This window comes from Streptomyces sp. NPDC051041 (assembly GCF_044456065.1).
Taxonomy (GTDB): Bacteria; Actinomycetota; Actinomycetes; order Streptomycetales; family Streptomycetaceae; genus Streptomyces; species Streptomyces glaucus.
In genome coordinates, this window is sequence record NZ_JBITFM010000016.1 from 130,837 (window position 1) to 145,366 (window position 14,530).

Annotated in this window: 8 protein-coding genes; 4 read left to right on the forward strand and 4 right to left on the reverse strand. The window is 66.7% G+C overall.

Going from position 1 to position 14,530, the window contains the following annotated elements; genetic code table 11:
* Positions 1-61: 61 nt before the first annotated feature.
* The 4 genes from ACIBAI_RS22910 (at position 62) to ACIBAI_RS22925 (ending at position 7,042) form a co-directional block, all read left to right on the forward strand.
* Entirely contained in the window at positions 62-3,130 is a 3,069-nt protein-coding gene (locus ACIBAI_RS22910) for a Tn3 family transposase (protein WP_399036918.1), read from the forward strand.
* A 254-nt stretch (positions 3,131-3,384) separates the two neighbouring features.
* On the forward strand, positions 3,385-4,476 hold the full coding sequence (locus ACIBAI_RS22915) for a radical SAM protein (protein ID WP_399036920.1): 1,092 nt from the start codon (positions 3,385-3,387) through the stop codon (positions 4,474-4,476).
* A complete protein-coding gene (locus tag ACIBAI_RS22920; protein WP_399036922.1) occupies positions 4,476-5,816 on the forward strand; it encodes a peptide ligase PGM1-related protein in 1,341 nt (446 codons plus the stop codon). Before ACIBAI_RS22915 ends, ACIBAI_RS22920 begins: the two co-directional genes overlap by 1 nt.
* Before the next feature lie 23 nt (positions 5,817-5,839).
* Positions 5,840-7,042 (forward strand): MFS transporter, encoded by a 1,203-nt coding sequence (locus tag ACIBAI_RS22925; RefSeq protein WP_399036923.1) that lies wholly within the window; start codon positions 5,840-5,842, stop codon positions 7,040-7,042.
* A gap of 344 nt (positions 7,043-7,386) precedes the next feature.
* On the opposite strand, the gene ACIBAI_RS22930 is transcribed toward ACIBAI_RS22925, so the two are convergent.
* From ACIBAI_RS22930 to ACIBAI_RS22945, 4 genes are all read right to left on the reverse strand, one after another.
* The gene (locus tag ACIBAI_RS22930) at positions 7,387-8,589 is read right to left on the reverse strand and encodes an MFS transporter (RefSeq protein WP_399036923.1); all 1,203 of its coding nucleotides are present in this window, start codon (positions 8,587-8,589) and stop codon (positions 7,387-7,389) included.
* A 23-nt stretch (positions 8,590-8,612) separates the two neighbouring features.
* Positions 8,613-9,953, reverse strand: a complete 1,341-nt coding sequence (locus tag ACIBAI_RS22935) for a peptide ligase PGM1-related protein (protein WP_399036922.1) — start codon at positions 9,951-9,953, stop codon at positions 8,613-8,615.
* Positions 9,953-11,044, reverse strand: coding sequence for a radical SAM protein (locus ACIBAI_RS22940; protein WP_399036920.1), 1,092 nt, complete (start codon positions 11,042-11,044; stop codon positions 9,953-9,955). Before ACIBAI_RS22940 ends, ACIBAI_RS22935 begins: the two co-directional genes overlap by 1 nt.
* 254 nt (positions 11,045-11,298) lie before the next feature.
* Positions 11,299-14,367, reverse strand: a complete 3,069-nt coding sequence (locus ACIBAI_RS22945) for a Tn3 family transposase (protein ID WP_399036918.1) — start codon at positions 14,365-14,367, stop codon at positions 11,299-11,301.
* Between the last annotated feature and the right edge of the window lie 163 nt (positions 14,368-14,530).

Here is a 14,530-nt window from a genome sequence, read left to right on the forward strand (position 1 = left end):
ACCCGGCATGGTCGCTGTTTATGGTGACCGCTGTCAGTCGGTCGGGCATGGGGCGGTTGGTGTGGCGTCGCTGGAGCGGACGGCGTATCCGAGGTTCAAGAGGCTGATCTCGGAACGGGAGTTGCGGGAGTTCTTCACGCCGTCGGCGGAGGAGGTGGCGTGGGCTCGTGAGCGTACGCATGACCGCCCGGGCCGGGTCCTGGCGCTGCTGGTGATGCTGAAGTCCGCGGCACGGCTGGGCCGTGTCCCCAAGCTCGGGGAGATACCCGAGGTGGTTGTGGCTCACGTGCGCGATCAGGCGGGGCTCGCTGCGGGGACGATGCCGGAGGCGGACTCCGAGCGGAGTGAGGAGCGCTACCGGTCGGCCGTACGTGAACGCCTGGAGCTGAAGCACAAGCCGGGCGAGGCCCGCGCGGTCGCGGAGGCGGCGATGCGGGCGGCGGCGCCAGTGAAGGCGCATACCGCGGACCTGGTGAACGTGGGGCTGGAGGAGCTGGTCCGGCAGAAGGAGCGGCTGGAGCTGCCGGCGTTTTCCACCCTGGACCGGATGGCTTCCCGTATCCGCTCCGAGGTGGAAGCCTCGCAGTGCCAGGCGATCGTCGCGCGCATGAGTGACGCGGCGCGGGAGCGGGTCACGGGCATGCTGGAGGTCGTCGAGGGCGAGTACCAGAGCCTGTTCGCGTGGATCAAGGAGCCCGCCCGGCGGGCGACGTGGTCGCGGTTCAGGGCGCATGCGGAGCGGATGGAGAGGGTGGACGGGCTGGGGGATGCCGTCTTCTGGGTGGGGAAGACACCGCCGGCGAAGGTGGCCGCGCTGGCTGAGCAGGCGAGGGTGCTGTCGGTGGGCGAGATGAAGGACATCGCCGAGCCCCGCCGCACCGCGATGACCGTGTGCCTGCTCGCGCAGGTGCAGGCGGCGGTGCGGGACGAGACCGTGGTGATGCTCTCCAAGCGCATGTCCCGGCACCTCAAACGGGCACAGGAAGAGCTGCTGGAGATCGAGAAGCGGCAGAAGGAGACTACCGAGCAGCTCCTGGCCACCTTCCGGGACGTGCTGACCGCCCTGCGCGGAAGCGGCGAGGCCGCTCCCGGCGCGTGGGAGGGGGAGGCGTCGCTGGATGACCTGCTGGCGCTGCAGAATGCCCGGGCTGCGATCGAGACGGCGGGCGGGTTCGAGGCCCAGCTGGCGGAGCTGGAGGCCTTGGACGCCTACCGGGGCAGCAACTACACGGCACTGGTGGAGCGCTTCTTCAAGCCGGACCGGCCGACCATGTTCAAGATCGCCCGCCGTCTGTCGTTCACCGCGACCTCGACCGACCGCAGCGTGCTGGACGCGCTGGACCACGTCCTCGCTCACCAGCACCTCACCCGGCCCCTCGTGGCGGACACGCATCCCACTCGCAAGGACGAGAACGGGGAGTCGGTACGGCTGGACCTGTCGTTCGCGCCGAAGATGTGGCTGAAGACCGTCTACTCCCGTGAACAGCCGGGGATGCTGGTCCGACGCCATTTCGAGGCAATGGTGTTCGCCTGTCTCGTGGAAGAGCTGCGCTGCGGTGACATAGCGGTGATCGGCGCCGAGGACTACGGTGACTGGACCCGCATGCTCCTGCCCTGGGAGCAGTGCGAGCCCAAGCTCGCGGGCTTCTGCGAGCAGGCCGGCCTCCCCAGCACCGCGAGCGAGTTCACCGTTCGGCTGCGCGAGCAGCTCACCACGATCGCCGAAACCGTGGACGCCGGGTACCCGGACAACAAGGACCTCACCATCGACCCGGTCACCGGCGTCCCCTCCCTTGCCATACGCAGAGCAGGCGAGCGCACCGCCTCCGCGGAGAAGCTGGAAGAAGCTCTCTCCGAGCGGCTTCCCGCCCGCAGCGTGCTGGAACATCTGGCGCGGGCGGCACACTGGACGGATTGGTGGAAACGGCCCGGCCCGCGCTCGGGCAGCGAGCCGAAGCTGAAGGAGCCCCTGCCGCGCTACGTGACCACCGCGTTCGTCTACGGCTCCGGGCTCGGCCCCGCCCAGGCGGTGCGCCACATGCGGGGCAGCGTGACCGCGCACGAGCTCGGCGCGATCGCCAAGCGCCACTTCACCATCCCGGTTCTCAACCGGTGCGGGGCCGACGTGGTCAACGCCCACATCGGCCTGGACCTGACGGCGGCGTGGGGGGATGGGTCGGTGGCGGCGGTGGACGGCACCATGATGGACACGGTCATCGACAACCTCCTCGCCGAGACCTCGATCCGCTACGGCGGCTACGGCGGGATCGCTCACCACCTCGTCTCCGACGCCTACGTCGCGCTCTTCTCCCGGTTCATCCCGTGCGGGGTGTGGGAGGCCGTCTATCTGATCGACTCGCTCCTCGCGAACGAGTCGGAGGTCAGGCCGGACACCGTGCACGCCGACACCCAGGGGCAGTCCTTCCCGGTCTTCGGGCTCGCCCACCTGCTCGGCATCGACCTGCTGCCGCGGATCCGCAATTTCCAGGACCTCACCTTCCACCGCCCCGACCCGCGAGCACGCTACCGGCATATCGACGCGCTGTTCTCCGCTGATCCGCGTACCTGCATCGACTGGCAGCTCATCGAGAACGGCTGGAAGGACCTCATGCAGGTCGGCCTGTCGGTGCGGGAGGGCACCGTGTCTTCCGTCACCCTCCTGAGGCGCTTGAACAACCACTCCCACAAGAACCAGATCTACCGGGTCTTCCGGGAGGTTGGCCGTGCCGTCCGGACGATCGTCCTGCTCCGCTACCTGTCGGACCCGCAGCTGCGGGAGCAGATCACCAGAGCGACGAACAAGGCCGAGGCATACAACGGGTACACGAAATGGCTGCACTTCGGCGGGGACGGCTACCTGCGCTCCCGTGACCCCGAACTCCAGGAAAAAGCCGTCAAGTTCCTCGACCTGATGACCAACAGCATCATCTTCTCCACCACCGTCGACATGACCGACACCCTGCGCCAGATGGCCTCACAGGGCTGGGAGCTGAACCCCGACGACATCGCCGCGCTCAGCCCGCACCGCAGGGACAACGTGCTGCGCTTCGGCGACTACGACACCGCCACCCTCCACATTCCGCCCGGCCCGTATGACAGCGCACTTCGCCTTCCTACGGAGGGCCGCTGACAGTGCTCCTCAGATCCATGGGAGTCGGTGGTTGTCGTGCCTGGAGGAAGACGTTGCCCCTCTGAATGATGTAACGGCAAAGGTGACTAATCAGACAGCATGTGCCTGGTGAGTATGGCCAAGGAGTCACTTGGGGCACCGTGGTGGTTGAGTCAGCCTGGGTATGTGGGGCGAGGCACGATCTGCATCGTCCCAGGCCACCGTCCCGGTGCGCAGCTATGCGCTGTTGCGACCGGATATGTGAGGAGAACCCCTTGGCCGGAGCGAAAGATGGTGTCTTCGCTGAGAAGATATCTCCGTACCTGCGACAGAAGATGGCCGAGAGGGGGAGCAGTGCTGAACTCTCGTTCCTGGACCTTCAGTACGTCGCCGACCCCTCGGAGAATGTCAGCCGGGCCCACGAAGTCGCCCGGCACTACGAGTCTGAGCTGCACCCCACCTTTGAAGGCGAAGAGCTCAGGGGCGTCGAGAAGCTGTACCGCCGGACCCTGTTGGTCGAGCCCACCACTATCTGCGCCGCCCACTGCCGCTGGTGCATCCGCGGACAGTACGACACCAAGACTCTGGGAAACGACGATTTAGCACGTATCGCCCGCTACTGCGGCTTAGCTCCGGAAAACTCCGACGTGCGTGAGGTGCTCATCACCGGAGGCGACCCTCTGATCCTCGTCGACCGGCTGGAGTTTCTCCTCGACGCGATCGAGCAGCACGCGCCCCAGGTCGAAGTCGTTCGCATCGGCACCCGTGTGCCGCTGCAGGACCCCAAGCGCGTCGACGAACGCATGGCACGAGCCCTCCGCCGCCGTTCGACGTTCCGCGTGGAGATCGCCACCCACATCAACCACCCGGGCGAGCTGTTTCCCGAGGTCCGCGAGGCCTACGCCAAGCTGCAGGAAGCTGGTGCCCGCATCTATGACCAGACTGTCCTGCTCCGTGACGTGAACGACGACATCGATACCCTTGTCAGCCTCTACGACGAACTTCGGTGTCTGGACATCGAAGCGCACTACCTGTTCCACTGCGTGCCCATCCGTGGCATGGACCACCACAGAACCTCAATCGCGCGAGGACTTGACCTCTTCCGGCAACTGACCGTGTCCGGAATGACCTCTGGACGGGCCAAGCCCCACTACGCACTCATGACGGACGTCGGCAAGGTCGCCCTCTACGAGGGCTCTCTCATCGACCGAGACGGCAGCCGCGTGCTCGTGCAGACGGGCTATTCCTACAACGACAGGCTTCGCTGGGCGCCGGACTGGCAGCTGCCGGCCTCCGCGAAGGTGGACGACAACGGGCTCCTCCAAGTCTGGTACCTCGACAGCGACGGCGGGAAGGCGGAGGTCTGATGCCGCCGACACTGTGGCTGGGGAATGCCTGCACGGAGCACATGGTCGACCGAATAGACCTGCTCACAGAAGCGGACTACCGCGGCATCCTTTTCGCGATGAAACGCCTGACCTGGCTGCTGAGAGATCACGACGTGCTCGTCATCCCCCGGCCTGTGACGCAGGACTTCCTCGAGTACGTGACGCGCCACACGGGTACCGACCCTGCCACTCTCCGCGTGATCAGCCCCGACGCACCGTTGCTCACACACCAGGAACTACGCACGTCGAAGGTGTCCGCGACACTCCAGGAACTGACGGCCGAGTCGCTGGACTACCAGCCCTACATACACGACCGCGGCGCGGTCACCTTCGCCCAGCACATCGGCCTGGACGATGCCAACGCGAGCAACTCCTTCCTTACCGAAGGCGGCGCCGAGCTCCTCAACAGCAAGGTCGTCTTCCGGGCGCTCGCAGCTGGCGCGGGCGTCCCTGTCCCGACGGGCATGCCCTGCCGCACCAGCGGGGACTTGGTGCACGCTGTGAAACGACTGCTGCCACGCACCGGATCCGTGATCATGAAGCGTGACCGGGCCGTCGGAGGCCACGGCAATCTCGTCATCACCACGAACGAGGACGTCCACGCGGTGGGCGCCATGGAAACACTTCACGTCACGGACACCTGCGACCTGACCGAACTCGTTACGGCGGCGGGCCTCGCCGAGACCTTCGCCCCCATGGGGGAAGTCGTCGTGGAGGAGTTCCTTCCTGACTGCCGTTCCGTGTATGCGGAGGTGCGCTGCCCTCTGCCGCCGGAGGAGCCGCAGATCCTCAATACGGGCTCCCTGCGCACGGGCGAAGACCCACCTGTCCTCGCCGGGCTGGAACTCCCCCTTGCCGACGTTTCCGACGACGTGGGAAAAATCTTCACAGACGGCGCGCTCCGGCTCGCCCGGCTGATGCAGACCCTCGGCTACCAGGGCCTGGCGAGCATCGACGCGGTAATCTCGCCCGATGGCACCGTCCGATTCAATGAGGTCAATGCCCGGCTGGGCGGCAGCACCCACCTCGACGTCATCGCCACAGTGCTCCTCGGCAAGAACTGGGCCGACGGCCATGTACTTCTGAGCCGGTTCAGCGTCCCCTCACCACCCTTCACCACGCTCGTCGACGGCCTGGCACGCAACGGTCTTGCCTGGGACAGGGCAGCACGAGAGGGAGTGGTGATCGCCTCCGACGACACCGAAGCCAGCGGCACGGTCGAGTACGTCGTCCTGGCACCCACCTGGTCGCGGTGCCGGGCGCTGGAGGCAGAACTCCATGCCTACCTGGCCGAGAGCGTGCAGCCTGCCGAACACTGAACAGACAAGGGAAGAATCACTAGATGTCCTACCGCGCCCTTGCCGGCAAGCAGACGGTTCTGTGGTCGTTCACCGTCGCAGCTGGCCGGCTACCGGTGGCGATGGCCCCGCTCGCGTTCGTCTTCCTCGCGAAAGAAGCATCCGGAGATTTCGCCCGGGGCGCGGTGCTGGCCGCCGCGTACACAGTGGCCGAAGCCGTCGGCGCCCCGTTCCTCGGCGCACGCCTGCGGAACCGCCCCTACCGGCGCGAGATCGCTGTGGGGCTCCTCGCGAGCGCCGTGTTCTTCACCGGGCTCGCTGTCCTTCCCGATGCCCCGCTCTCAGTCACCGTCATCATGGCGGCCGCTGCGGGAGCCTCAGGGGCGGCTGTGCCCGGCGCGCTGCGAGCCATGGTGGCCGACCTGGTCCCGGCCAAGGACCTCAATTCAGCGCTCAGCTGGGAATCCTCACTGAACATGGCCGTGTGGGCGGCGTCACCCGCCCTCGTCGCCAGCGCAGCTACCTGGTGGTCAGCCACAGTCCCGTTCTACACGGCTGCGGCATCTGCCACGGTGGCAGCGGGCTGCCTCTTCGCGCTGCCGGAGAAGACTGGGAGACCGGAGACCGGCGTGCGGCTGAAGGCTGTAGCGAGACAGCTCACCGCAGCGTGGCCGATCTATCTCACCAGCGCGGCTGCGATGTACTTGCTGGCCACCGTCGAACTGTCCCTCCCAGCGCTGCTCGAGCAGCGAGAGCTCCCCGCTGCCGCCAGCGGGCCCTTGCTGACCGGGTTCGCCCTCGCCAGCATCGCCGGCGGGCTCGTGTACGGTCTGCGGACCTGGCCAGGCAGTCCAGAACGACACAGCACGATCTTCCTGCTGGCGACCGTTGCCGCAGCCGCTTCTGCCGCGGCGGTGCCCGTCCTGGGAGGCCTTGCGGTCGTGCTGCTGGCCGCAGGCATGTTCCAGGCCGTAGTCCTCATCGCGAGGAATCTCTCGCTGCAGCGAGCCCTACCGGCGGACCTGCACGCCGTCGGGTATTCACTCCAGTACGCAGGAAGCGGTGTGGGCTACGGCATCAGCGCGGGTGCGACCGGCGTTCTGCTCAACTGGACCAACCCCACCGCCACCATCCTCATCACCGCTGGCATCACGTTCCTTCTCACAGCTGGATCCATCCTCGGGAGGCACCGTCCCATGGCCCAGGAAACCGAACGCGTGAGCAACGGGTCACTGCGGAGGCTGTAACTCAGTGAGTCCGTGCACCGACGTGGATGATCAGCGGGTACCCTGGGCAAGGACCTTCACAGGTCCTCTCGAGATTACCCACAGTGATGGACCACGAGTATCGGGTACCCGTTCGCCCTGAGAAACAGCTCCGTGGCGGTTGGAGGAGATGTGCGCGAAGCGCGCCGGGCCATGTCCCGGCGCGCTTCGCGCACATCTCCTCCAACCGCCACGGAGCTGTTTCTCAGGGCGAACGGGTACCCGATACTCGTGGTCCATCACTGTGGGTAATCTCGAGAGGACCTGTGAAGGTCCTTGCCCAGGGTACCCGCTGATCATCCACGTCGGTGCACGGACTCACTGAGTTACAGCCTCCGCAGTGACCCGTTGCTCACGCGTTCGGTTTCCTGGGCCATGGGACGGTGCCTCCCGAGGATGGATCCAGCTGTGAGAAGGAACGTGATGCCAGCGGTGATGAGGATGGTGGCGGTGGGGTTGGTCCAGTTGAGCAGAACGCCGGTCGCACCCGCGCTGATGCCGTAGCCCACACCGCTTCCTGCGTACTGGAGTGAATACCCGACGGCGTGCAGGTCCGCCGGTAGGGCTCGCTGCAGCGAGAGATTCCTCGCGATGAGGACTACGGCCTGGAACATGCCTGCGGCCAGCAGCACGACCGCAAGGCCTCCCAGGACGGGCACCGCCGCGGCAGAAGCGGCTGCGGCAACGGTCGCCAGCAGGAAGATCGTGCTGTGTCGTTCTGGACTGCCTGGCCAGGTCCGCAGACCGTACACGAGCCCGCCGGCGATGCTGGCGAGGGCGAACCCGGTCAGCAAGGGCCCGCTGGCGGCAGCGGGGAGCTCTCGCTGCTCGAGCAGCGCTGGGAGGGACAGTTCGACGGTGGCCAGCAAGTACATCGCAGCCGCGCTGGTGAGATAGATCGGCCACGCTGCGGTGAGCTGTCTCGCTACAGCCTTCAGCCGCACGCCGGTCTCCGGTCTCCCAGTCTTCTCCGGCAGCGCGAAGAGGCAGCCCGCTGCCACCGTGGCAGATGCCGCAGCCGTGTAGAACGGGACTGTGGCTGACCACCAGGTAGCTGCGCTGGCGACGAGGGCGGGTGACGCCGCCCACACGGCCATGTTCAGTGAGGATTCCCAGCTGAGCGCTGAATTGAGGTCCTTGGCCGGGACCAGGTCGGCCACCATGGCTCGCAGCGCGCCGGGCACAGCCGCCCCTGAGGCTCCCGCAGCGGCCGCCATGATGACGGTGACTGAGAGCGGGGCATCGGGAAGGACAGCGAGCCCGGTGAAGAACACGGCGCTCGCGAGGAGCCCCACAGCGATCTCGCGCCGGTAGGGGCGGTTCCGCAGGCGTGCGCCGAGGAACGGGGCGCCGACGGCTTCGGCCACTGTGTACGCGGCGGCCAGCACCGCGCCCCGGGCGAAATCTCCGGATGCTTCTTTCGCGAGGAAGACGAACGCGAGCGGGGCCATCGCCACCGGTAGCCGGCCAGCTGCGACGGTGAACGACCACAGAACCGTCTGCTTGCCGGCAAGGGCGCGGTAGGACATCTAGTGATTCTTCCCTTGTCTGTTCAGTGTTCGGCAGGCTGCACGCTCTCGGCCAGGTAGGCATGGAGTTCTGCCTCCAGCGCCCGGCACCGCGACCAGGTGGGTGCCAGGACGACGTACTCGACCGTGCCGCTGGCTTCGGTGTCGTCGGAGGCGATCACCACTCCCTCTCGTGCTGCCCTGTCCCAGGCAAGACCGTTGCGTGCCAGGCCGTCGACGAGCGTGGTGAAGGGTGGTGAGGGGACGCTGAACCGGCTCAGAAGTACATGGCCGTCGGCCCAGTTCTTGCCGAGGAGCACTGTGGCGATGACGTCGAGGTGGGTGCTGCCGCCCAGCCGGGCATTGACCTCATTGAATCGGACGGTGCCATCGGGCGAGATTACCGCGTCGATGCTCGCCAGGCCCTGGTAGCCGAGGGTCTGCATCAGCCGGGCGAGCCGGAGCGCGCCGTCTGTGAAGATTTTTCCCACGTCGTCGGAAACGTCGGCAAGGGGGAGTTCCAGCCCGGCGAGGACAGGTGGGTCTTCGCCCGTGCGCAGGGAGCCCGTATTGAGGATCTGCGGCTCCTCCGGCGGCAGAGGGCAGCGCACCTCCGCATACACGGAACGGCAGTCAGGAAGGAACTCCTCCACGACGACTTCCCCCATGGGGGCGAAGGTCTCGGCGAGGCCCGCCGCCGTAACGAGTTCGGTCAGGTCGCAGGTGTCCGTGACGTGAAGTGTTTCCATGGCGCCCACCGCGTGGACGTCCTCGTTCGTGGTGATGACGAGATTGCCGTGGCCTCCGACGGCCCGGTCACGCTTCATGATCACGGATCCGGTGCGTGGCAGCAGTCGTTTCACAGCGTGCACCAAGTCCCCGCTGGTGCGGCAGGGCATGCCCGTCGGGACAGGGACGCCCGCGCCAGCTGCGAGCGCCCGGAAGACGACCTTGCTGTTGAGGAGCTCGGCGCCGCCTTCGGTAAGGAAGGAGTTGCTCGCGTTGGCATCGTCCAGGCCGATGTGCTGGGCGAAGGTGACCGCGCCGCGGTCGTGTATGTAGGGCTGGTAGTCCAGCGACTCGGCCGTCAGTTCCTGGAGTGTCGCGGACACCTTCGACGTGCGTAGTTCCTGGTGTGTGAGCAACGGTGCGTCGGGGCTGATCACGCGGAGAGTGGCAGGGTCGGTACCCGTGTGGCGCGTCACGTACTCGAGGAAGTCCTGCGTCACAGGCCGGGGGATGACGAGCACGTCGTGATCTCTCAGCAGCCAGGTCAGGCGTTTCATCGCGAAAAGGATGCCGCGGTAGTCCGCTTCTGTGAGCAGGTCTATTCGGTCGACCATGTGCTCCGTGCAGGCATTCCCCAGCCACAGTGTCGGCGGCATCAGACCTCCGCCTTCCCGCCGTCGCTGTCGAGGTACCAGACTTGGAGGAGCCCGTTGTCGTCCACCTTCGCGGAGGCCGGCAGCTGCCAGTCCGGCGCCCAGCGAAGCCTGTCGTTGTAGGAATAGCCCGTCTGCACGAGCACGCGGCTGCCGTCTCGGTCGATGAGAGAGCCCTCGTAGAGGGCGACCTTGCCGACGTCCGTCATGAGTGCGTAGTGGGGCTTGGCCCGTCCAGAGGTCATTCCGGACACGGTCAGTTGCCGGAAGAGGTCAAGTCCTCGCGCGATTGAGGTTCTGTGGTGGTCCATGCCACGGATGGGCACGCAGTGGAACAGGTAGTGCGCTTCGATGTCCAGACACCGAAGTTCGTCGTAGAGGCTGACAAGGGTATCGATGTCGTCGTTCACGTCACGGAGCAGGACAGTCTGGTCATAGATGCGGGCACCAGCTTCCTGCAGCTTGGCGTAGGCCTCGCGGACCTCGGGAAACAGCTCGCCCGGGTGGTTGATGTGGGTGGCGATCTCCACGCGGAACGTCGAACGGCGGCGGAGGGCTCGTGCCATGCGTTCGTCGACGCGCTTGGGGTCCTGCAGCGGCACACGGGTGCCGATGCGAACGACTTCGACCTGGGGCGCGTGCTGCTCGATCGCGTCGAGGAGAAACTCCAGCCGGTCGACGAGGATCAGAGGGTCGCCTCCGGTGATGAGCACCTCACGCACGTCGGAGTTTTCCGGAGCTAAGCCGCAGTAGCGGGCGATACGTGCTAAATCGTCGTTTCCCAGAGTCTTGGTGTCGTACTGTCCGCGGATGCACCAGCGGCAGTGGGCGGCGCAGATAGTGGTGGGCTCGACCAACAGGGTCCGGCGGTACAGCTTCTCGACGCCCCTGAGCTCTTCGCCTTCAAAGGTGGGGTGCAGCTCAGACTCGTAGTGCCGGGCGACTTCGTGGGCCCGGCTGACATTCTCCGAGGGGTCGGCGACGTACTGAAGGTCCAGGAACGAGAGTTCAGCACTGCTCCCCCTCTCGGCCATCTTCTGTCGCAGGTACGGAGATATCTTCTCAGCGAAGACACCATCTTTCGCTCCGGCCAAGGGGTTCTCCTCACATATCCGGTCGCAACAGCGCATAGCTGCGCACCGGGACGGTGGCCTGGGACGATGCAGATCGTGCCTCGCCCCACATACCCAGGCTGACTCAACCACCACGGTGCCCCAAGTGACTCCTTGGCCATACTCACCAGGCACATGCTGTCTGATTAGTCACCTTTGCCGTTACATCATTCAGAGGGGCAACGTCTTCCTCCAGGCACGACAACCACCGACTCCCATGGATCTGAGGAGCACTGTCAGCGGCCCTCCGTAGGAAGGCGAAGTGCGCTGTCATACGGGCCGGGCGGAATGTGGAGGGTGGCGGTGTCGTAGTCGCCGAAGCGCAGCACGTTGTCCCTGCGGTGCGGGCTGAGCGCGGCGATGTCGTCGGGGTTCAGCTCCCAGCCCTGTGAGGCCATCTGGCGCAGGGTGTCGGTCATGTCGACGGTGGTGGAGAAGATGATGCTGTTGGTCATCAGGTCGAGGAACTTGACGGCTTTTTCCTGGAGTTCGGGGTCACGGGAGCGCAGGTAGCCGTCCCCGCCGAAGTGCAGCCATTTCGTGTACCCGTTGTATGCCTCGGCCTTGTTCGTCGCTCTGGTGATCTGCTCCCGCAGCTGCGGGTCCGACAGGTAGCGGAGCAGGACGATCGTCCGGACGGCACGGCCAACCTCCCGGAAGACCCGGTAGATCTGGTTCTTGTGGGAGTGGTTGTTCAAGCGCCTCAGGAGGGTGACGGAAGACACGGTGCCCTCCCGCACCGACAGGCCGACCTGCATGAGGTCCTTCCAGCCGTTCTCGATGAGCTGCCAGTCGATGCAGGTACGCGGATCAGCGGAGAACAGCGCGTCGATATGCCGGTAGCGTGCTCGCGGGTCGGGGCGGTGGAAGGTGAGGTCCTGGAAATTGCGGATCCGCGGCAGCAGGTCGATGCCGAGCAGGTGGGCGAGCCCGAAGACCGGGAAGGACTGCCCCTGGGTGTCGGCGTGCACGGTGTCCGGCCTGACCTCCGACTCGTTCGCGAGGAGCGAGTCGATCAGATAGACGGCCTCCCACACCCCGCACGGGATGAACCGGGAGAAGAGCGCGACGTAGGCGTCGGAGACGAGGTGGTGAGCGATCCCGCCGTAGCCGCCGTAGCGGATCGAGGTCTCGGCGAGGAGGTTGTCGATGACCGTGTCCATCATGGTGCCGTCCACCGCCGCCACCGACCCATCCCCCCACGCCGCCGTCAGGTCCAGGCCGATGTGGGCGTTGACCACGTCGGCCCCGCACCGGTTGAGAACCGGGATGGTGAAGTGGCGCTTGGCGATCGCGCCGAGCTCGTGCGCGGTCACGCTGCCCCGCATGTGGCGCACCGCCTGGGCGGGGCCGAGCCCGGAGCCGTAGACGAACGCGGTGGTCACGTAGCGCGGCAGGGGCTCCTTCAGCTTCGGCTCGCTGCCCGAGCGCGGGCCGGGCCGTTTCCACCAATCCGTCCAGTGTGCCGCCCGCGCCAGATGTTCCAGCACGCTGCGGGCGGGAAGCCGCTCGGAGAGAGCTTCTTCCAGCTTCTCCGCGGAGGCGGTGCGCTCGCCTGCTCTGCGTATGGCAAGGGAGGGGACGCCGGTGACCGGGTCGATGGTGAGGTCCTTGTTGTCCGGGTACCCGGCGTCCACGGTTTCGGCGATCGTGGTGAGCTGCTCGCGCAGCCGAACGGTGAACTCGCTCGCGGTGCTGGGGAGGCCGGCCTGCTCGCAGAAGCCCGCGAGCTTGGGCTCGCACTGCTCCCAGGGCAGGAGCATGCGGGTCCAGTCACCGTAGTCCTCGGCGCCGATCACCGCTATGTCACCGCAGCGCAGCTCTTCCACGAGACAGGCGAACACCATTGCCTCGAAATGGCGTCGGACCAGCATCCCCGGCTGTTCACGGGAGTAGACGGTCTTCAGCCACATCTTCGGCGCGAACGACAGGTCCAGCCGTACCGACTCCCCGTTCTCGTCCTTGCGAGTGGGATGCGTGTCCGCCACGAGGGGCCGGGTGAGGTGCTGGTGAGCGAGGACGTGGTCCAGCGCGTCCAGCACGCTGCGGTCGGTCGAGGTCGCGGTGAACGACAGACGGCGGGCGATCTTGAACATGGTCGGCCGGTCCGGCTTGAAGAAGCGCTCCACCAGTGCCGTGTAGTTGCTGCCCCGGTAGGCGTCCAAGGCCTCCAGCTCCGCCAGCTGGGCCTCGAACCCGCCCGCCGTCTCGATCGCAGCCCGGGCATTCTGCAGCGCCAGCAGGTCATCCAGCGACGCCTCCCCCTCCCACGCGCCGGGAGCGGCCTCGCCGCTTCCGCGCAGGGCGGTCAGCACGTCCCGGAAGGTGGCCAGGAGCTGCTCGGTAGTCTCCTTCTGCCGCTTCTCGATCTCCAGCAGCTCTTCCTGTGCCCGTTTGAGGTGCCGGGACATGCGCTTGGAGAGCATCACCACGGTCTCGTCCCGCACCGCCGCCTGCACCTGCGCGAGCAGGCACACGGTCATCGCGGTGCGGCGGGGCTCGGCGATGTCCTTCATCTCGCCCACCGACAGCACCCTCGCCTGCTCAGCCAGCGCGGCCACCTTCGCCGGCGGTGTCTTCCCCACCCAGAAGACGGCATCCCCCAGCCCGTCCACCCTCTCCATCCGCTCCGCATGCGCCCTGAACCGCGACCACGTCGCCCGCCGGGCGGGCTCCTTGATCCACGCGAACAGGCTCTGGTACTCGCCCTCGACGACCTCCAGCATGCCCGTGACCCGCTCCCGCGCCGCGTCACTCATGCGCGCGACGATCGCCTGGCACTGCGAGGCTTCCACCTCGGAGCGGATACGGGAAGCCATCCGGTCCAGGGTGGAAAACGCCGGCAGCTCCAGCCGCTCCTTCTGCCGGACCAGCTCCTCCAGCCCCACGTTCACCAGGTCCGCGGTATGCGCCTTCACTGGCGCCGCCGCCCGCATCGCCGCCTCCGCGACCGCGCGGGCCTCGCCCGGCTTGTGCTTCAGCTCCAGGCGTTCACGTACGGCCGACCGGTAGCGCTCCTCACTCCGCTCGGAGTCCGCCTCCGGCATCGTCCCCGCAGCGAGCCCCGCCTGATCGCGCACGTGAGCCACAACCACCTCGGGTATCTCCCCGAGCTTGGGGACACGGCCCAGCCGTGCCGCGGACTTCAGCATCACCAGCAGCGCCAGGACCCGGCCCGGGCGGTCATGCGTACGCTCACGAGCCCACGCCACCTCCTCCGCCGACGGCGTGAAGAACTCCCGCAACTCCCGTTCCGAGATCAGCCTCTTGAACCTCGGATACGCCGTCCGCTCCAGCGACGCCACACCAACCGCCCCATGCCCGACCGACTGACAGCGGTCACCATAAACAGCGACCATGCCGGGTGGGGGCCAGGGCCAGATCACGGAGCGTGCGCATACTCACCGTATTTGAGCGTCACGTTCTGCTACGAAGTGGCGGCTATTACGCGTATCTCCTCCGCCCACC